At 62.7% G+C, this 19,597-nt stretch carries 18 protein-coding genes; 5 read left to right on the plus strand and 13 right to left on the minus strand.

Annotated features, from left to right (window positions below):
- The 8 genes from HAD_RS08715 to HAD_RS08750 all read right to left on the minus strand — a co-directional run bounded on the left by HAD_RS08715 (position 1) and on the right by HAD_RS08750 (position 8,076).
- Entirely contained in the window at positions 1-453 is a 453-nt protein-coding gene (locus HAD_RS08715) for a MarR family winged helix-turn-helix transcriptional regulator (RefSeq protein ID WP_035570545.1), read from the minus strand.
- Positions 450-1,613, minus strand: a complete 1,164-nt coding sequence (locus HAD_RS08720; RefSeq protein ID WP_035570547.1) for an Acg family FMN-binding oxidoreductase — start codon at positions 1,611-1,613, stop codon at positions 450-452. Before HAD_RS08720 ends, HAD_RS08715 begins: the two co-directional genes overlap by 4 nt.
- Positions 1,614-1,698: 85 nt before the next feature.
- A complete protein-coding gene (locus HAD_RS08725) occupies positions 1,699-2,766 on the minus strand; it encodes a methyltransferase domain-containing protein (RefSeq protein WP_035570548.1) in 1,068 nt (355 codons plus the stop codon).
- A 78-nt stretch (positions 2,767-2,844) separates the two neighbouring features.
- Complete coding sequence (gene der, locus HAD_RS08730) at positions 2,845-4,374, minus strand: ribosome biogenesis GTPase Der (protein ID WP_035570550.1); 1,530 nt, start codon at positions 4,372-4,374, stop codon at positions 2,845-2,847.
- Between the two features lie 48 nt (positions 4,375-4,422).
- The gene (locus tag HAD_RS08735) at positions 4,423-5,778 is read right to left on the minus strand and encodes an outer membrane protein assembly factor BamB family protein (RefSeq protein ID WP_035570552.1); all 1,356 of its coding nucleotides are present in this window, start codon (positions 5,776-5,778) and stop codon (positions 4,423-4,425) included.
- Complete coding sequence (locus tag HAD_RS08740; RefSeq protein ID WP_051596055.1) at positions 5,775-6,497, minus strand: hypothetical protein; 723 nt, start codon at positions 6,495-6,497, stop codon at positions 5,775-5,777. The genes HAD_RS08735 and HAD_RS08740 overlap by 4 nt, the downstream gene beginning before the upstream one ends.
- A gap of 84 nt (positions 6,498-6,581) precedes the next feature.
- Positions 6,582-7,403 carry a 3-methyl-2-oxobutanoate hydroxymethyltransferase gene (gene panB, locus HAD_RS08745; RefSeq protein ID WP_035570553.1) on the minus strand — a complete coding sequence of 274 codons (822 nt, stop codon included), beginning with the start codon at positions 7,401-7,403 and terminating at the stop codon, positions 6,582-6,584.
- A gap of 88 nt (positions 7,404-7,491) precedes the next feature.
- Positions 7,492-8,076, minus strand: a complete 585-nt coding sequence (locus tag HAD_RS08750; protein ID WP_035570554.1) for an NnrU family protein — start codon at positions 8,074-8,076, stop codon at positions 7,492-7,494.
- A 200-nt stretch (positions 8,077-8,276) separates the two neighbouring features.
- Between HAD_RS08750 and mddA the strand changes: the two genes are divergently transcribed.
- On the plus strand, positions 8,277-9,032 hold the full coding sequence (mddA, locus tag HAD_RS08755; protein ID WP_035570555.1) for a methanethiol S-methyltransferase: 756 nt from the start codon (positions 8,277-8,279) through the stop codon (positions 9,030-9,032).
- Positions 9,033-9,041: 9 nt separating this feature from the next.
- Here the strand turns inward: mddA and HAD_RS08760 are convergent, their stop codons facing one another.
- Complete coding sequence (locus tag HAD_RS08760) at positions 9,042-9,290, minus strand: DUF3297 family protein (RefSeq protein WP_035570556.1); 249 nt, start codon at positions 9,288-9,290, stop codon at positions 9,042-9,044.
- A gap of 127 nt (positions 9,291-9,417) precedes the next feature.
- Positions 9,418-9,819 (minus strand): hypothetical protein, encoded by a 402-nt coding sequence (locus HAD_RS08765; protein WP_035570557.1) that lies wholly within the window; start codon positions 9,817-9,819, stop codon positions 9,418-9,420.
- A gap of 210 nt (positions 9,820-10,029) precedes the next feature.
- Here HAD_RS08765 and HAD_RS08770 point away from each other — a divergent pair, with 210 nt between their 5' ends.
- From HAD_RS08770 to HAD_RS17950, 4 genes are all read left to right on the plus strand, one after another.
- Complete coding sequence (locus HAD_RS08770; RefSeq protein WP_162177484.1) at positions 10,030-12,039, plus strand: putative bifunctional diguanylate cyclase/phosphodiesterase; 2,010 nt, start codon at positions 10,030-10,032, stop codon at positions 12,037-12,039.
- Positions 12,040-12,147: 108 nt separating this feature from the next.
- Positions 12,148-13,002, plus strand: coding sequence for an SDR family NAD(P)-dependent oxidoreductase (locus HAD_RS08775; RefSeq protein ID WP_035570561.1), 855 nt, complete (start codon positions 12,148-12,150; stop codon positions 13,000-13,002).
- A 79-nt stretch (positions 13,003-13,081) separates the two neighbouring features.
- Entirely contained in the window at positions 13,082-13,708 is a 627-nt protein-coding gene (locus HAD_RS08780; protein ID WP_035570563.1) for a sulfotransferase family protein, read from the plus strand.
- 67 nt (positions 13,709-13,775) lie between these two features.
- On the plus strand, positions 13,776-16,247 hold the full coding sequence (locus tag HAD_RS17950) for a pentapeptide repeat-containing protein (protein WP_051596056.1): 2,472 nt from the start codon (positions 13,776-13,778) through the stop codon (positions 16,245-16,247).
- Here HAD_RS17950 and HAD_RS08790 read toward each other — a convergent pair.
- The 3 genes from HAD_RS08790 to HAD_RS08800 are packed head-to-tail and all read right to left on the minus strand — an operon-like array spanning position 16,244 to position 19,573.
- Entirely contained in the window at positions 16,244-17,416 is a 1,173-nt protein-coding gene (locus tag HAD_RS08790) for an acyl-CoA dehydrogenase family protein (RefSeq protein WP_084331845.1), read from the minus strand. The two genes, HAD_RS17950 and HAD_RS08790, sit on opposite strands and share 4 nt — an antisense overlap.
- 29 nt (positions 17,417-17,445) lie before the next feature.
- The gene (locus HAD_RS08795; protein WP_084331846.1) at positions 17,446-19,164 is read right to left on the minus strand and encodes a saccharopine dehydrogenase family protein; all 1,719 of its coding nucleotides are present in this window, start codon (positions 19,162-19,164) and stop codon (positions 17,446-17,448) included.
- Positions 19,157-19,573, minus strand: coding sequence for a thiol-disulfide oxidoreductase DCC family protein (locus HAD_RS08800; protein ID WP_035571949.1), 417 nt, complete (start codon positions 19,571-19,573; stop codon positions 19,157-19,159). Before HAD_RS08800 ends, HAD_RS08795 begins: the two co-directional genes overlap by 8 nt.
- Between the last annotated feature and the right edge of the window lie 24 nt (positions 19,574-19,597).

The raw sequence follows: 19,597 nt of genomic DNA on the forward strand, positions 1-19,597 counted from the left end.
TCAACGCGCGGAATCGAGGGCGACCCGCAATTTGTTCAGGAGCGGCAGGAGCTGCTTCCATTCCTGGCGGGTCAGGGATGCCAACTCGCTTCTCGAGGCATCCAGCGCCTGCACAGCCGCTTTCCTCGCGGCCGTGCCGGCTGGAGTCACTCTGATCCGACGGATGCGCCGGTCATCCGGATCGGGAACCGGTGTCACCAGCCCTTTCTCCTCCAGCCGGCGGACCGTGGACGACATGGTCGGCTGGGAGACCTGAAGCGCGCGGGCCAGTTCGCCGATCGTCTGTTGTGTGTCCAGACGCAGCAAATGGTTCAGGACAGCGAATTGCGCCGTGGTCAAACCATCTGGCAGACGCCGGGCAAAGGCCGTATCCGCCAGATGGGCAATGATGGAAATCTCCGTCATTGCCGCAAACTCGACCGGATCGCCTGCGAGGCCTGCGGGCCGGCTCATGTGATGAGCCGCGATTCCAGCGGCCAGCGCGGGGACGCTCCCTGGCCGCCTGCATAGCCGAGCCGGAACAGGCCCTGGATTCGGCTCGGCAAAGTGACGCCGAAGCGGTCATGGATCTCCGCAAAAGGGCCTGCCATTTCGCTGTATTCCTCGAGAACCTGCGACAGAGGATGAAACCCGATGCCGACGGCTGCTGCGGCCAGCTGCAACCGGATCCAGACAGCGCCGCTGTCCAGCTGTTCGGACCGCGAATTGCCGGGGGTGGTGAACCAGACGAAGGTTGGCGCGCTTTCGATCAGGCCATTGTAGGTGGAGAGGGTCGCCTGCCATGCGGTGGAGCCGATTTCATCCATACTGTCCTGCGTCAGGATGCCGGTCATGCGATAGGCTTCCATCATCGGGCCTGCGAGGAAGATGCCATCTGGGTTGGCGTTGATCTGCTTTGCGCCAATCCGGGTGAGATACGCACTTTCATGGCAGGTCTCGGGTTTGCGCATCTCGATCTCCCAGGCGCGCTTGCAGATATCTCTCAGCCAGCTGACGGTTTCCGGCTTGCTGCTACCGGCCACATCGATCGCGCCAAGGCCGGGCAGGGCGTTGGATATCTCCATCAGCGCCGCCAGCTTGTCGGACGGCACCGGACGTCCGGGATCGAATTTCGCGCGTGCCGTGCGCCGCCTCAGCGCGTAGCCGAACAGCGGGTCACGCTCGACATCCGGATCCTGGACAAAGCGCACATGTGCGATGGGGCGTTCGTCCAGCCGGTCTCCCGGTTCGCCTTCCGGGAACCGGGTGATCTCCAGCCGGTGATCCTGTTCGGCCGCGGCCTGACGCAACAGCTCGAGGAAAGCGCCGAGGCCGATCGTCGTCTGGCGGTCTGGCGGGTCTGTTTCGGGCAGGCGGCGGTCCAGGTCGCAGAACAGGGTGAGGCTGTCGTCGCCGGCCAGCCGGATCATCCATGGCTGCAGATTGTGCGGACTGGGCGCAAGGATGGCATAGGCCGCGGCGTTGAGACGGGCATCGCCAAAGCCCTCGGTTGCCTGCCGCCAGGGCTCGCGTGCCGGGGCGATGTTGCTCATCGCAGAGAGGCCCGCATATCCGCCGCCAAGAACAAGAATGCTGGCGCCGCCAGTGATCAGGAGTGTTCGCCGGGAAAGCATCGCTGCCACCTTTCGTGATTATATATAGATATCTATATAATTTCACGAAGAAAGGCAATCCGGAGGAGTACTTATTCTTTCGGGATCAGCCGCAACAGCCGCCGGGCGAGGCGGGCGCTTCGTCCGCATCCGTGCTGGCGAACACATCCGGCGCGGCGCAGCCTGGGAACAGGCCGTAATGCGTAGCCCCGTCGCCGACCACGTCAAAGTAGGACGCAAAGCGTGTATCCATCAGCATGGCCAGCGTGTTGCCGCAGACAGGGAAAACCCGGCCGGCTTCGATACTGTGCTCTGCATCCAGCACGAACACCTGTTCCATGCCCGGAATACCGCCCTTGTAGATCACGGCCTGGCCGTAATCCTCGCAGGCCGCGTCCAGCCCGTCCAGTTTGATCAGGCGTGCGGTGACCGACGCGAAGCGGATCGGGCCGAGCTTGTCCTTCAGGGCTGGGTCGATAATGCCGAGGCGGCGATGGTTCACCGTGCGCGGGTCGGTAAAGCCGGCAGCCTTGGCGATGGACTGGAAGTCCCCCCAGTAAAGCGCGCCGGAGAGGCATTCGCCATACAGCACCGGGTCGGCGGCAAGGTCTGCCGGAATGCGCCGGTCGGCATAGACATCGGAGAAGTAGAGCTCACCGCCGGGCTTCAGCAGGCGGTGTGCCTGGCGGAAGACTTCCGGCTTGTCGGTGCACAGATTGATGACGCAGTTTGAAATGATCAGGTCGAACGTGTTCGGCTCAAGGTCCAGCTCACCCAGCTTTTCGAGATACCCTTTCACGAAACGGGTGTTCGGCGCGTCATAGCCGAACTGTTCGGCGTGCCAGGCTTCGTGTTCGCGGGCGACGTCCAGCTGCGCGTCGGTCATGTCGACGCCGGTGACGTGGCCGTCCGGGCCGACCAGTTTGGCGAGCGCAAACACATCACGCCCGGCGCCGCAGCCAAGGTCCAGTACCTTCAGGCCTTCGAGCAGGGAAGGAATGGCGAGGCCGCAGCCATAATACTTCGAGGCGACTTCATCATGCACGGCCGCAAGGGCAGCGGAGACATGCGGCGGCGGGCGGTCCGCCGTGGTGCAGGCATCGGTCTTCAGGTCGTTCGAAGTGGACAGGGTTTCCCCGTAATAGGTCTTCACGATGTCCTGAATCTGGTTCATGCCGCGGCTCCTTCTGATAGGCCCTTCTTCATATAAAGGCGGACGCTATCAGACGAATAACATTCTGGTGTGCAGGCCTTAGTGCTTGCTGCCCTTTTTCGAGGGCGGCTTCTGGAACCCGCCCGGCTTGTCGGCATAGGGGTTCTTGCCCTGCCGGACGAACAGGCGGATCGGCACGCCGTGCAGGTCGAAATCGCTGCGAAGCTCGTTGATCAGATAGCGCTTGTAGGTCTCCGGCATCTGGTCGCCACGTGACGCGATCAGCACGAATGTCGGCGGCCGCGACTTCATCTGCGCCATGTAGCGCGGCTTGATCCGCTTGCCCTGCACGGCCGGGGGCGGGTGGCGCTCGATCGTATGGCGCAGCCAGCGGTTCAGGTCGCCGGTTTTCACCCGTGCGGTCCAGTCCTTGTGGACCTGCAGGACAGCCGGCATCAGCCGGTCGACATGTTTGCCCGTCAGGCCGGACAGGTAGACGACTGGCGCACCGCCGGCATTCGGCATGAGACGGTTCGCGATGTCGCGGATATGGCGCGCGGCGCCGTCCTGATCCTTCACCGTATCCCATTTGGATACGACAAGAACGAGGCCGCGTCCTTCGCGCAGGCAGAGGTCTGCGATCTGCAGGTCCTGTTTCTCCAGCGCGTCGTGCGGATCCATCACCAGCGCGACGATCTCGGCATATTTCAGTGACCGGATGGTCTCGGCGGTGGACATGCGTTCCAGCCGTTCCTGCACCTTGCTCTTCCGGCGGAGGCCCGCCGTGTCGACGAGGCGCACGCGGCGGCCTTCCCATTCCCAGTCGAGCGTGACGGAATCCCGCGTGATGCCGGCTTCCGGGCCGGTCAGCAGGCGGTCAGACTTCAGCAATTGGTTGATCAGCGTGGACTTGCCGGCATTCGGGCGGCCGACAATGGCGAGCTTCACCGGCTTGTCGACTCGCGGAGGCTCCGGCTCGACATCGACGTCAGCCTCCTCAATCGCGGCGACAAGGTCGTCGTCGGACAGGGTGTCGTCGTCAATGTCGATATGCGCGAGCTTTTCGAGGATGTCGTCGCCGCCGCCGCGGGCGTAATCCGGCTCGGGCTCTTCCATCGCCTTTTCGAAGGCTTCCTCGCCGAGGGCCTGCCGGATGGCGCTGAACAGTTCGGCAAAGCCTTCGCCATGCTCGGCCGACAGCCCAACCGGCTCGCCGAAGCCCAGCGACCAGGCGTCCATCACCCCGGCCTCGCCCTGACGCCCTTCCGCCTTGTTGGCGGCCAGGACGATTGGCAGGCCGGATTTGCGCAGCAGCTGGGCGAAGGTCTCGTCATCCGGTGTGATGCCGGTGCGGGCATCGACCAGGAAGAGGCACAGTTCGGCTTCCGCGATTGCAGCTTCTGTCTGCGCACGCATGCGCGACTCCAGGCTGTCATCATGGACGCTCTCATAGCCCGCCGTATCAATCAGGATCAGCGGCATGGAGGCAAGGTTGCCTTCGGCTTCCTTGCGGTCGCGGGTGACGCCGGGCTGGTCGTCGACGAGCGCGATCTTCTTCCCGGCGAGCCGGTTGAAGAGTGTGGACTTTCCAACATTTGGACGTCCGACAATGGCGAGTTTAAGCGGCATGGCAGGCCCGTAGCGTAAACGGGGGTTCGCGCCTGCCGGCGCCGCCCCTTATTTGATTGCGATCAGTTTTGCATCATCCGTCAGGACAAGGACCTTGTCCTGCACAGCGATGGGTTCGAGGTAAACGCGGTCACCCAGTTTGGCAGACCCCACCTCTTCGCCTGTTTGCGGCGAGTAGGCGAGCAGGTGTCCGGTCGAGGAGACGACCAGCACGCGGCCGGACGCGACAATCGGGCCGGAATAGGAGATGCGTTTTTTCTTTTTCTTTTCCTTCTCGAACTGGCGCAGCTGGACAACCCAGTAGGCTTCGCCCGAGTTGGTGTTGAGGCAGGCGAGCTTTCCGTCCGTTCCGAGCACGAACATCTGTTCGCCGGTTACTGCCGGGGCCTGAACGGAGCCGATTTGCGACGACCAGATGCGCTGGCCGCTGCGTCCGTCGATGGCGATGGTGATGCCCGACTGGCTGGAGGCAAAGACAAGGCCGCCGGCAAGGACCGGGTGCGAGCCAATGTCATTGATTTCCGAGATGGGGGTAAACCGCCCGGCGCTGGAAATGGCATCGGTCCACAGACGGCGGCCGTTGGACGCGAGATAAGCGATCACTTCGCCGGAAGAGAAGGGCGCAATGACGAAATCTTCCACGGCGGCGGGGCTGGGGCTGCCCAGCACGCGGGCCGTTTCGGAGATGGCCTGGTCAGACCATTCGATCTCGCCGGTATCCTTCGCCAAGGCAAAGATCTCGTTATTGTTGGACTCGACGAAGATGCGGTCGTCCTTGATGGTCGGCGCGCCGGTCATCGGCGCGCTCATCGTGTTCTTCCACTTTTCGTCGCCGGTACTGGCATCGAGTGCGGTGACGTAACCGAAGCCGCTGGCCACGATCAGCGTGTCGCCATCGACGGCGAGTCCGCCGCCGAGCGCGGCCTTGTCACGCTTCGACAGGCCCTTCAGCTTCTTGCGCCATTTCGTGTTTCCGCTCGCCAGGTCCGTTGCGACGATCTGTTGTTCGGAGTCGAGCGTGAAGACGGTTGTCTTGCTAGCAACCGGCGGTGTGGAGATCGCAGACTTCTTGCTCGAGCCTTTGCCGACGCCATTGCGCCAGGCGATCGACAGTGTCTCGGCCGCCTTGATGTGCCCCACGACTTTCGCGGCGCTGGCACCGGCCTGGGGCCAGGAGTCGATTTCCCGCGGCGGGGGGAGGGTGATGGTTTCGGTGGCGAGTTCCGGATTGGCTTCGAGGTCGGTGTCCGACAGGACCATGGTGATCCGCCCGGCCTTTTCAGCCTCGGCCAGTTCCTTCGCCTTGCTGTTCCCGAAATTGAAGCTGGGAAGGCTTGAGCAGGCAGTCAGGCCCAGGAAGCCGAGCGCGGCTCCGGCCAGAAGGAACTTGCGGGTTGGGGTCATTGACCGGTCTCCTCGGTGGTTTCGGGCGCCTCTGCGGATGCAGCCTCATCAGCGGGTTCTTCTGCGGCGGCTTCCTCAGGGATCGGGATCGCAGCGAGGGCAATTTCCGCACGCCGGACCAGACCTTGCGGCGCGGCGGCATCGAATTTCAGCCGGTTGTAGGCCATCCGCGCCCGCGCCGTGTCCCCTTCGGTAAAGGCCTTTGCGGCGATCAGTTCCCGCGCCAGCGCGCCGAGACCGGATTCCTCTTCCTTCAGATCGCCCAGCAGGGCTTCCAGTTCGGCCAGCGACGCGGTGTCCGCCTTGGCATAGGCAGCTTTCAGCAGCGCCAGACGCTCGAACGGAGTTCCGTCGGCCTTGCCTGAGGCTTCCAGTACCCGGGTTGCGCCCGCGGCATCGCCGTTGCCCTCATACAGGGTCTGGGCCAGATAGTTCGCGGCGAGCGGTGACAGGCTCGATTCCTCGCTGACGAGCGTCTCGAAGCCGGCTTCGGCGTCGGTATAGTCGCCGTCTGCCAGTTGTGTCGCGGCTTGTTCGAAGGCCTTCGCCCGTTCGGCGCGGACCTGTGCGAAATGCGGGTGAAGCACGAATTCATTGAGGGCCACCGCACCGATCAGAAGCGCTGCGCCGCCATAGACAAACAGACGATAGCGCTTCCAGGCGGTCTCGATCTTGTCCTGGCGTAGGCTGTCGTCGACTTCTTCAAAAATGTCGCTCAAGGGGCCGCTCCGGTCGGGGTTCACAATTCTGGCGGGAACCTAGACGTCGCCGCCGCTGGCTGCAATGTGCCAGCGCTGTTCTCATCAAGGTTTTCGCAGGCTGTAGGTTTCAGCTTTTCCGGGGAATTTGCGGCTTCGGACGTCGTCGGCATAGGCCTTCACCGCGGATTCCGTCTCGGCGCGCAGGTCTGCATAGCGGCGGACGAATTTCGGGGCCCAGTCGAACAGGCCCAGCATGTCCTGCGCAACGAGAACCTGCCCGTCGCAGGAGGCCGAGGCGCCGATACCGATTGTCGGGCAGCTGACCTCGGCCGTTATCTCGGCGGCGAGGTCTTCGGCGACCCCCTCGATGACGATGGCGAAGGCCCCGGCGCGGTCGGCGGCGCGGGCTTCGTTGATGACGATTTCGCGTTCGGTTTCGGTCCGGCCCTTGGCGCGGAAACCGCCGTCGACATTGATCGCCTGCGGGCGCAGGCCGACATGGCCCATGACCGGGATGCCGCGTTCGACCAGATGCGAGATCTGTTTGGCGGCATAGGCGCCGCTTTCGATCTTCACCGCCTGGCAGCCGGTTTCCTTCATGATCCGAACAGCGTTCAGGAAGGCCTGGTCCTCGCTGGTCTCGTAGCTGCCGAAGGGCATGTCGACGACCACGAAGGCCTGCTCAGACCCGCGCATGACTGCCTGGCCGTGCAGGATCATCATCTCCATCGTCACGCCGACGGTGGACGGGAGGCCGTGGACAACCATGCCGAGGCTGTCGCCGACGAGCAGCATGTCCACATGCGGGTCCATCAGTTCGGCCATCGGCGCGTCATAGGCCGTCAGCATGACCAGTGGCGTGCCGCCCTTGGCCTTTGCGATGTCCTTGACGGTCTTGCGGGTGATCTGTGTTTGCTTTGACATGCGCTGCGGCTTATCCGGTCCGGCAGTTGCGGGCAAGAATTCCTTCCGGGATTACAAGGAAGTTATCCGGCCATTCAGCCCGGCCCGTTCAACCTGGCATGATCACCGGCACGCCGATCAGGACCCTGTGCAGGTACATGACAAATGCCACATACAGGACGATCCCGCCGACCACCGAGACGATATCAGCCCAGAGTTTGACGGGCGTCTCCGGCGCCGGGCCCGTGTCACCGCGCCGTTTCACCATGATCCGGTCGAAGACTGCGAAGGTGAGGAAGGCGGTAAACAGCAGGAAGGCGTTCAGCTGGCCGGTGGCGAAAAAGTGCCCCAGCGCCCAGAGTTTCACGGCCACCAGCATGGGATGTTTCGCCCATTTCTTGATCCGCCCGGCCGGCAGTTGCGAGGCCACCAGCAGAATGAGGGCAGGCGGCATCAGGGCGAAATTGACATGCTTGCCCCAGCTGGGCGGCGAATAGACAAGGCCCATGCCGCGGGTTTCGTTGAAGCCGACGCAGATCAGGAAGAAACCGATGATGGAGACGAAAGTGTAGGTCCCCATAAAGGGCCCGTATCCCATCTTCTTCTTGAGGTCCTTGCCAGGTTCACGTGAGCGCACGGCAGAAAACACGTGCGCGCCGAAAAAGATCACCAGACCGAGAATGAATAACGCCATGACGGAGGCCCTCCCTTGCGGGGCACACTAAGGCGGCTTGATGGGCGCGGAAAGGGAATCTTTGCCGAAGTCCGTGGTTTGCGATACTATTCTGTTTCCCAGAGACCGGCGTCTGCCGGGGAAACTTCCTCGAGACCGTTCGTAGCGAATTTCGCCATTGTCTGCCCTTCCGGGGCGGATCAGCTGGACTGGAGCTCGTCATGTCTGGAATTCTTACGGCACTGTACAGTGCCATTTGCTACGTCATCTTCTTTTTGACGTTCCTTTACGCCATCGGTTTTGTCGAAAACGCCGTCGTGCCAAAAACAATCGACAGCGGAACGCCGGGGCCATTCCTCCCATCCTTGCTGATCAACGCCGTGCTGCTGAGTGTTTTCGCCGTCCAGCACAGCCTCATGGCCCGGCCGAAATTCAAGGCGGCCTGGACGCGAATTGTTCCGCAGCCGGCAGAGCGGAGCACCTATGTCCTGTTCACCAGCCTGGCCCTGATCCTGTTGTTCTGGCTCTGGCAGCCCATGCCACAGACCATGTGGGAAACGCAGGGAGGCCTGGCGCAGTTCCTGTTCGTTTTATCGCTGCTCGGCTGGGCCATGGTCCTGGTCAGCACGTTCCTGATCAGCCATTTCCATCTCTTCGGCCTGCATCAGGGGTTTGCCCGGATGATGGGCTATGAACCAGCAGGCGGTCCGTTCGTCACGCCGCTGTTCTATAAATATATCCGTCACCCGATCTATGCGGGCTTCATCATCGCCTTCTGGTCAGCCCCTGTCATGAGCCTGGGCCACCTTGTCTTCGCGGTTGCGACAACCGGCTATATCCTGATCGGCATCTGGTTCGAGGAACGCGACCTGACCACGCATTTCGGTGAGCGCTACACGCTTTATCAGAAGGATGTGGGGATGCTTGTGCCGAAAGTCGGGCGGGGCGGCCGGGGGCATTCGCCGACGGTGGAATAGGGCCGGGGCTTATTCGCCTTCGCCGTCCTTGATCCAGACTTCGACCTTGCCCTTCAGCTTCAAGGTCAGCGGCTTGCCCTTGCGGTCAAGCGCCTTGCCGGCGGCCACTTTGATCCAGCCTTCGGAGATGCAGTATTCCTCGACATTGGTTTTTTCCGTGCCGTTGAACAGGACACCGATCTCCTTCTGGAGCAGGTCCGGATCGTGGAACGGGCTATCGGGGTCGACGCAGAGGCGGTCGGGAAGCTGGTCAGTCATGGCAGGGGTTTTAGCGCGGGCCGCGCCAACGGCAAGAGGGAGCAGGCAGGCAAGTTTGCGGCCAGCACGTGCGGCGCCCGTGAAGGCGCTTATGGAAGTCGTCTGAATTTCAGGGAGACAGGCCCGGTCAGGTTTCCGGCAGGGGCAGGAGTCCGGCGGCCGCCCGGCGGCAGGGGGCAGGCGTCAGGATGGACGGCGCCCGTGCGTCGGCGCCGCCGCGGCCTTCACCTTGGCGCACAAGGCATTGCAGCCAGGCCGGGGTCAGGAGACGTCCATCGCAGGCCGCCGCGACGCGGTCGCTGGCGTGGAGGCGAGGCTTCAGCCATGCGCGGTCCGCCTTCTGGAACGGGATCCAATCGATCGAAGTCAGGAAGACACGGCCGTATGGGCTGACGCTCCAGTGATACTGCACGCCTTTGCCATAGGCCGCCCGGACCGCTGCGCGCAGCAACAGCAGCTGGCCCCATATCAGGGGCCAGATCACGGCAAGGTGTGGCGGGAAGCCGGAAGGCGGATGCAGGAATGACATGGCGCCATCCTGAACCGGCCCGTTACCTGTTGGATTGCCGCGCGGGACACGCAATGATTGCAGCAGATCGCGCGAGTTGGCCGGGGGACATCCCGGCAGCCATCCAACATGTTAAACAGATGCTTAACCAAGCCCGCAAATTCGCGCCCGGAATCCACTGAAGATTAGGGAATGCGGTTTAGTCAGGAGAGACTAAACCTGGCGGAGAGCATGCTCAAAAGGACGAATATCAATACGTATCGGAGGATGCTGCAAAACGCGCGCACGCCGGAAGAGGCCGTGACGATGGAGCAGCTGCGGGCGATCTCGCAGAATATTCCAGCGCTCTACCTGATGCTGACGGTTGCGGCCATCGCCCTGGGGGCGACGTTTATTGGCAACGCTCCAACCCTCCTGACGGTCGGTGTTCCGGGTATCTTCGTGGCCCTCAGCACCATTCGTCTGGCCTTCTGGAAATTCGGCGACAGTCGGCTGATGCATCCGGAAGAGGCACGCACCAAGCTGAAGCAGGTTGAAGTGCTCACGTCGGTCCTGTTCCTTTTCCTGGGTGTCTGGGTCTGGACATTGCTGCCTTATGCCTCCGGCGAGGAGCGGCTCTACCTGTCCTTCTTTACGGCCTTTACCGGCGCGTCCTCGACCATTTGTGCCATTTCACGGCCGCGGCTTGTCGGCGTGTGCCTGTTCATGACTCTGGGCGTATTCTGCCTGCTGTTCTTCGACTGGAACGAGCGGTTTTATTTCTACGCAACCATGCAGCTCGGGGTCACTTATCTCGTTTTCTTCCTTGCGTCGCGGACATACAAAATGCGTCTTGCGCAGTCCGTTGTGCTGCTCAACCGGCTGAACGCAGAAAACCGGCGCTCATCGGAACTGGCGGACACGAACGAGTCGATGGCGTTGACCGACATGCTGACCGGCCTTCCGAACCGGCGGCAATTCTTCCAGGATGTGGAGGCGTCCTATGATCCGAAGACGGATGAAAAACTGCCGGTGATCGGCCTGATCGATCTGGACGGGTTCAAACCAATCAATGACGTGTTCGGACATACGGCAGGCGATACGGTGCTTGTTGAAACGGCCCGCCGCCTGAAACGTGTCTTGGGCGACAAGGCAAGTGTTTCCCGTCTCGGCGGCGATGAATTTGCCTATATCCTGCCCAGGACGGTGAGCCAGAAAGAAGCCAAACGCATCGCCCAGCAGATCGTCAATGCGATGAACGAACCGGTGCAGTTGCCGAACAGGGATACGAGCCGCGTGTCAGCATCCGTTGGCTATTCCTCGCGGGCGTTCGCTGTAAAGTCTGCTCACGACCTCTTGGAACAGGCCGACTTCGCCCTGTTCCGGGCCAAGGAACACAAGGTGGGGCAGGCAATCGAATTCTCCGCGAGTCATGCGGAAAGCCAGTTGCGCGAAGCGGTGGTGCACCAGGCACTCAAGAAAGCCGATCTCGAAAAAGAGTTGCGGCTTGTCTTCCAGCCGATCGTGAACTCCACCGATGGCGCCGTGAACCGGTGCGAGGCGCTCGCCCGTTGGGACAGCCCGCAACTTGGCTCTGTGCCGCCGCTCGAATTCGTGGCCATTGCCGAGAAGATGGGCATGACCCAGCAGCTGACCCGTGTCGTGGTTCGCAAGGCGCTGGAGCAGCTGCGCAGATGGCCTGAACTGCCATCCATGTCGGTGAACCTGTCGGCCCAGGACATTATCAGCCGCGAGACCAGCGACTCTCTGGTGGCGATGATCCTGGCCGAACCGGAAAGCGTGCGCGAGCGGCTGGTTCTGGAAGTGACGGAATCGTCGCTGCTGAACGACATGGAAGAAGCGCGCTACAATCTGATGAAGTTCCGCTTCATGGGCCTGAAGATCGCGCTCGACGATTTCGGCACGGGCTATTCCTCGCTGCGTTACCTTCAGGAACTGGAATTCGACATTGTGAAGATTGACCGCAGCTTCGGCGCCGCGATCAACACCACGGCGCGCGGCCTCGGACTTGTCGCGACGATCCAGCACCTGTGCCGGTCTCTCGCCATCGAGTGCATCATCGAAGGCATCGAAACACGCGAGCAGCTGGAAACGGCGCGCAGCGCCGGGTGCCGGCTGGTTCAGGGCTATCTCTATGCCGCGCCGCTGGACGCGCTGGAACTGCACGCCTACCTGACCGGTGAGAAGAAATTCCCGTCATACCGGGAGTTGCTGGAAGGGCCGGCGCGCGACGTCGCCTGAGCCAGCCCGCCGGCCCGCCCGCGGACTCCGGCTTCCCTTGCGTCTCCTCTTGCCGCTTCGGCAGGGTCGGCGCATGATTTCCGGTATAAAATATACCGGGAGGACATCATGAAAGATCTGGCAGGCAAGGTTGCCTTTGTAACCGGGGCCGCTTCGGGCATCGGACTCGGCATCTCCACCGCGTTGGCGCAGGCCGGCGTGAAGGTGATGATGTGCGACATCGAAAAAGATGCGCTGGACGATGCGATCAGTGGACTGAAGCAGACCAATGCCGATGTCGACGGTGTCATCGCCGACGTCTCGCTGAAGGAACAGCTGCAGGCGGCGGCCGATGCCACGATGGAGCGGTTCGGCCGGGTGGACATCCTGGTCAACAATGCGGGTGTCGGCGGCGGCGGCCGCTATGGCGAGTGGACCGATGCAGGCTGGAACTGGACCATCGGGGTGAACCTGATGTCGGTGGTGTGGGGGATCGAGATCTTCGGCCCGCTGATCGAAGCACATGGCGAGGGCGGACAGATCGTGTCGACGGCCTCGATCGCCGGCATGCTGCCGGCCACCAACCCGCCCTACAATGTCACCAAGTTCGGCGTTGTGGCGCTCAGCGAAGGCCTGCGGGCAGAGCTGGAGCCGCGCGGTATCGGCGTGTCGGTCCTGTGCCCGGGATTCATCCGGACAAAGATCATGGAGTCTGCCCGCAATGTACCGGATCGCTTCGCCGGTGCACGCGACACGACGGGGGAGGACGCCGACATGTCCGATTCCGAATTCGCCGAAATGGCGCGCCAGGCCATCGCGCACGGCATCGACCCGCTCTATGTGGGCGAACTTGTGCGCGAAGGGATTGAAGGCAACTGGCCCTACATCTTCACGGACACCGAGTTCGAACCTGCCATCATGGAACGCTTCGCCAATGTGAAGGCAGGCTTCGATCTGATCCGTGACCGGATCCCGCGCCACTAAGGATCTTGTGTCGTGCTGCAGCCATTTGTGCTAGCGCAATAGGCAACACCCGGAAAACCGGGGGCTCAGGGAGGACAGGATGACACTCAAGGTTATCAGTGCCGGCTTCGGCCGGACGGGGACGATGTCCCTCAAACTCGCGCTGGAACAACTGGGCCTCGGGCCCTGCCATCACATGATCGAAGTGATCGGGAATGGCGAGAAACAGGTGCCGCTGTGGAACGACGCGCTGGCCGGCAAGCCGGACTTCGACGCCATCTATGACGGCTACAATTCGGCGGTGGACTGGCCGTCTGCTGCTTTCTGGAAGGACCTGGCGGACTATTACCCCGACGCGAAAATCATCCTGTCGTCCCGCTCTGCCGAGAGCTGGTACGGCAGCATTTCCGAGACGATCCTCGCCGCGGTCTGGGCGCCGGAGAACTGGCCGCCGCAGGCCGTCGAATGGTTCACCATGGTCAGCAAGGTGCTGGAACGCAGCTTCGATGGCGCAAAGACGAAGGAAGAACTGATCGAAGTCTTCAACGCGCACGAAGCCGCCGTGAAGGCCGCCATCCCGGCAGACCGCCTGCTGGTGCATTCGGCCAAGGATGGCTGGGACCCGCTCTGCGCCTTCCTCGGCATGCCCGTGCCGGACGGCGATTATCCCCGCACCAACAGCAAGGAAGAATTCTTCCAGCACATGACCAAAACCGACGATCTGTAGACCGGCAGGTTTACACGCCATCGCCGCGCGCTTACCTGACGCTGTCGGGGCAGCACGGGGCGCACAGATGGCAATATCCCAGAAATGGTGGGACCGCTGGTGGGACGAGGATTATTCCTGGGACGGTCTGGCGAAGAAGGACTGGGATGGCTGGGTCGTGCCGGAGGATGGCGTTCCGGTGCCGGGCAAAGTTGGTGTGGACGGCGATCAGGCTACGCTGCAGGATTATTGGCGGCGCGCAGGCCTCGAGGAGGATATCAAGCGTGAGGGGCATACGTGTCCCAAAACGGGCAAACAGTTCACCCGCATCCACCTGCCCCTGACATTCGAAGATGGCAGCGAGACGCTGAAGGGGAACGACGACAAAGCCTTCCTGGAGGAGGTGTATGATGTGCTTCGTTCCGAACTGGCCCGGCCGATCATGGAAACCAAATATCTGGATTGGGGCGAGCTTGAAGGGCCGGACCACCGGATGCAGTGGCGCGGAGTCGTCCTGCCGCATTTCGACCTTGAAGACCTGTCCGCCCAATCCCGGGACGAGGATGACAGGATTCCCCTCTCCCTGCATGCAATAGATGCCGCCTTCTTGGGAGACGCTTGGTTCAACAGCGCCGCCTTCTCGGGAGACGTCAGCTTCTACAGCGCCGCCTTCTCGGGAGACGTCAGCTTCTACAGCGCCGTCTTCTCGGGAGACACTCGCTTCGACAGCGCCGTCTTCTCGGGAGACGCTCGCTTCGACAGCGCCGCCTTCTCGGTAGACGCCAGCTTCTACAGCGCCACCTTCTCGGGAGTTGCTGAATTCGAGAGCGCCGTCTTCTCGGGAGACGCCATTTTCTACGGCGCCGCCTTCTCGGGAGACGCCGGGTTCAGCAGCGCCGCCTTCTCGGGAAACGCTCGCTTCGACAGCGCCTCCTTCTCGGGAGACGCCGGCTTCTACGGCGCCGCCTTCTCGGGAGACGCCGTGTTCAGCAGCGCCGCCTTCTCGGGAAAGGCCCGCTTCTTCAGCGCTGCCTTCTCGGGAGACGCCAGCTTCAACAGCGCCGCCTTCTCGGGAGTTGCTGAATTCGACAGTGCCGCCTTCTCGGGAAACGCCAACTTCGATAGCGCCACCTTCTCGGGACACGCCCGCTTCAACAGCGCGGCCTTCTCTGGATACGCCAGCTTCGAGAGCGTCACGTTCTCGGGAGACGCCGTCTTCGCCAGCGCCGCCTTCTCGGGAGATGCGATCTTCGAGAGCGCCGCGTTCTCGGGAAACACCAACTTCGATAGCGCCGTCTTCTCGGGATACGCCATCTTCGAGAGCGCCGCCTTTTCGAGAGGTGCCATCTTCGAGATCGCCACCTTCTCGGGAGATGCTTGGTTCGACAACGCTGCCTTCTCAGAAGACGCTTGTTTCGCCAGCGCTGCCTTCTCGGGAGAAGCTCATTTCAACTGTGCTGTCTTTTTAGGTGATGCCGATTTCGGCGGGGAGGGGCGCAGCCTGATGAGCGAGCGGCGTTCCATTCAGCGTTTCGTCGCCAATGGAGCCATGTTTCTGGGGCCCGCCAACTTTTCCAATCGGAACTTTCTGAGTGGGCCTGAGGGTGTTGAATCCGATTTCGATGATGCTCACTTTTTCCATCTGTTCAAACTCCATGACAGTTCGCTGCACCGTGGCATCAACTTTGGGAAAGCCCGTGTTGAGTTAGCTCTGGAGCAGGGGAAGGCTCAGGAGTCTTGTCTGCCAGTCCCCGGTGCGCTGATGGAAGGACTGGAGACTTTGAAGCGGGCTGTTCCGGAAAAGCCGCAGCCGCCCAAGGAAGATGCGCTTGAATCGAATAAAGAGCAGTATGTGCGAGACGCCTCAAAATGGTCAGCGCTTTATGAAGGTGGCCTTGAGGAATTTCAGGCGTGGCGGCGGAGTGAGGCGCAGGCTTTTGCGGAAGGTTCGGTCGAAGATCGGAACGAGTACTTTCGCGCTCTGGAAGACTGCTATCGTACCCTGAAGCTGTTCAATGAAGACAGGCGGGACAGGGTGGAAGAGGGCCGTTTCCACCGGCTGGAACTGATCGCCCGGCGCAGGCGTGGCCGCCCGAAATATACGCCGCTTCAAATGCTGGCCTTCTGGCAGGAGAAAGAGGGCATCCCGATCTGGGAACGGGTTCTGTCTCACATCTATGGTGGGGCATCCAGGTATGGAAACTCAGTCGTGTTGCCGATTGTCTGGCTAATTTGCGGTGTTCTGCTGTTCGCCGCGATTTATGCCGCGATGGCATCCTTTCCGCATCACACGCCTACGGTGAGCGAGCTCGAAAACGCGCTCTCATTTTCGGCAGGCCGGGTGTTGCCATTTGGTCCGTGGGCGGATCCGGAGGCGTGTTCCCGCATTGGACAAATGCTGGAAACAGCGGGTCGTGAAAATTGCACCGGAGGTGCAATTCACTATGGCACATGGGTGCCGTTTGGCCTGCGCCTGCTGGCGAGCTTTCAGTCGCTGACCGCGATTATCCTGGCCTTCCTGTCAGGTCTCGCGATCCGGCGGCGGTTCCAGATGAACTAGTAGCTCTTCGGCAGGCCCAGGACGCGTTCGGCGATGAAGTTGAGGATCATTTCGCGGCTGACCGGGGCGATGCGGGCGAGCATGGCTTCGCGCATCATGCGCTCGACATGGTACTCTTTCGCATAGCCCATGCCGCCATGGGTCAGCACGGCAGTCTCGCAGGCGGTGAAGCCGGCTTCGGTGCCAAGGTATTTCGAGGCGTTGGCTTCGGCGCCGCACTCCTCGCCCTTGTCGTACAGCCCGGCCGCCTTGTAGGCGAGCAGCTCAGCGGCGGAGAGTTCCGCCCATGACCTGGCCAGCGGATGCTGGATGCCCTGGTTCTGGCCGATCGGCCGGCCGAACACGACGCGCTCATTGGCGTAGCGGGCAGCGCGTTCCAGCGCGGCAAAGCCGAGGCCAACGCTTTCCACCGCGAACAGCACACGTTCCGGGTTCAGGCCCTGCAGCAGGTATTTGAAGCCCGCGCCTTCCTCGCCGATCAGGTGTTCCTTCGGCACTTCCAGATTGTCGATGAAGAGCGTGTTGCACTCCACCGCCTTGCGGCCCATTTTCGGGATCGGATTGGCTTCGATCCGGTCACGGTTGAGATCGGTATAGAACAGCGACAGGCCGAGGTGCGGCTTGGAACACTGATCCTTCGGCGTGGTGCGCGCGATGATCAGGATCTTGTCGGCGCGCTGGGCGCCGGTCGTCCAGATCTTGCGGCCATTGATGACATAGCCATTGTTCGTGCGCTCGGCCTTGGTTTCCAGGCTGGACGTGTCGAGGCCGGAATTCGGCTCGGTCACCGCAAAGCACATCTTCTCCTCGCCGGAGATGATTTTGGGCAGGTTCTCCTGCTTCAGTTCCGGATTGCCGAACTTCTCCAGCGGCTTCGGCCCGAAGATGTTGAGGTGAATGGCGGAGGCGCCGGAAAAGCCTGCGCCGGTGCGCGTCACCGTCTGCATCATCAGCGCCGCTTCGGTCAGGCCGAGGCCCGCGCCGCCATATTCCTCCGGAAAGGCAATGCCCAGCCAGCCGCCGGCCGCCATGGCATCGCAGAACTCTTCCGGCCAGTTGCCGGTCTCGTCCACTTTACCCCAGTATTCGTCGTCGAACGGCTCCAGCGTCTTCTCGACGGCGGCCTTGATGGCTTCCTGGTCCTCGGTCATCGGCGCAATCTGGTACATCCGGTGGTCTCCTCTTGTGGCAGGGAGACTTAAGCCTCGCGGCCGGAAGCGTCCAGATGTGGCCCTGCGTCACTCAGCCGGGGGTGGGCATCGTCCGGGAGGAGCCATCCGGAATAGCTGACCACATGGCCGCCAAATGGCAGGTCTATCCTGACGCTGAAACAGGCGCGGCCTTCGGGATCGACGAATTCTGCCGTTGTACTGCGCGGCAGCAGGAATGCGGGCCAGGGGATGCCGAGGAAACTGCCCGAAAGGACGGGGTATTCGAGGCGGCCTTCTCGCACCTGCAGGCCGATGCGGAAGCGCATCAGGCCGAAGCGTTCCTGTATCCGGCCACTGCCGGGCGGCCCGGCGGGGGAAAGGAAAGAGCGGAAGCGGCGGGCGCCGAAAGTGCGCACCCAGGTTTCCTTGGTGCCGCGGCGGGTCATCTCGACGGAGACGGGCACGTTTTCCCCCGCGGGCGGGAAGCCGGCAAATGCCCCGGCGAGGCGCGAGATGAGGCCGGTGCCGCGTTCGATGCGGGCACGGCCCGTCCAGCGGCGGGCATGGGTGATGGCGTGCAGTTCCCGTATCTCTGACGGCAGGGCAGACCAGGCCTCGCCGAGGATATTTTCGAAGATGAAAGGCGTCTCCTGCCGGGTGCGGGCGGTGGCGGTGCGCAGGCGGGCGAGGGCGGCTTCGGCCTCCGCCAGCGTGAATTCACCAAGGCAGGGCCGGGCGCCGGGCGGCACGGTTCCGGCGGCAAGGCGGCGGCAGAGGATTTCGGCGGGGATTGCCGGAATGGACGGGCCGTCGCCGCCGCGCACGATCAGCGTCCAGTCGCGTTGTTCAGGTCGTCCGTCCATCGTGACGCCGGAGACCGACACGCGCATGCCGCCGGTGGACGAGCCGAAGGGCTCCAGCCGGTCGGCCATCCATTTGAGCGCGGGGGCGAGGGGCGACAGGCTTCGGATGAGCCCCCACCGAACCGGCAGCGACAGGAAAGCGAGGCCGCCATGCATCAGCTTCAGGTCCAGCCCGGCGCGGAAGGTGACCGAGCGGGCATGGAAATGGTCCGGAAAAAGGGTGAGGTCCGGTGCGCCGATCAGGCTGGCCCAGCGGTTGCGGACGGGGCGCGCGCCGGGGGCATCCAGCGTGATCGTGCGGCGTTCGCCCCAGCCGGTGGCGGAGACGAGGCGCCCGGCCCGCCAGAGCGGCAGCGGCTGGCCGGCCTGGCCGACAATGGCCCGTACGACAGAGAGGCCGCGTGGCGCCCGGTTGCCCGGCAGGATGACGCTTTCGATGTGGTCGATCTCTGTGAGGTCTTCGGCGAGCGAAGCGACGGCCGCCGAGGACAGCGCCGGCACGCTGGAGACGCCGGAGAGGACGGTGAGGCCTTTTGCGGTGGCGGTCGCATTGAGGACGCTGATGCCGCTGGTGAATGCTCCGTCATCGGAGAGGTCCAGATAGTGCGCGCCGCAGGCGAGGGCGGCTTCGGCAACGCGGTAGGGGGCGTCGCTGCGTGCCTGGAAGGGGCCGGAGGCGTCGACAACAATAAACGGACGCGCGCCGGCGAGGGTGGCGGCAAGGTCCGGTGCGGCGGTGTCGAGCAACAGGGGACGGCAGGGCTTGCCTTCGCAGAAGCGTTCGGCGCTGGACAGGCTGCGCCCGGCGACGATGACATCGAAAGCCGGATCGTCGGAGAGGGCGTCTGCGAGCTTGCCGCCAAAGACGCCGTATCCGCCGATGATGAGGATGGTTTTACTCAATCAGGCGCGCCTTCAGTTCGGGCGAAGGCATCGGACAAGCCCGGCGGCCGAAACGGTAGCGGTTGCGAGCGATGAACAGGTAGACCGGCTTCGAGATGGCGTCCGGCAAGAGACCCAGCACGGCGGCGGCCTTCCATGGCCAGGCGAGCGTGCGCACCGCGGCGGCGAAGGCGTGCATGTGCGTGTGGGCCTTGCCATCGACGATGACGATATTGGTCTCCATTTCGACCGGATCGAGATTGTATTGCCGGTAGAGATTTTGCCCGGTGGGCGAATGCGCCGTCACGAAGCGGAAGCGGCGGGCCGTGTCATGCCGCGTCATGAATTGTGCGAAGCCGGAACAGAAGACGCAGGTGCCGTCAAAGACGATGAGGTCTTCCGGCGTGTCTTGCTGGACGGCGGCGGGCATCGGGATCGGCTCCATCGGTCTTTC

This window comes from Hyphomonas adhaerens MHS-3 (assembly GCF_000685235.1).
Taxonomy (GTDB): domain Bacteria; phylum Pseudomonadota; class Alphaproteobacteria; order Caulobacterales; family Hyphomonadaceae; genus Hyphomonas; species Hyphomonas adhaerens.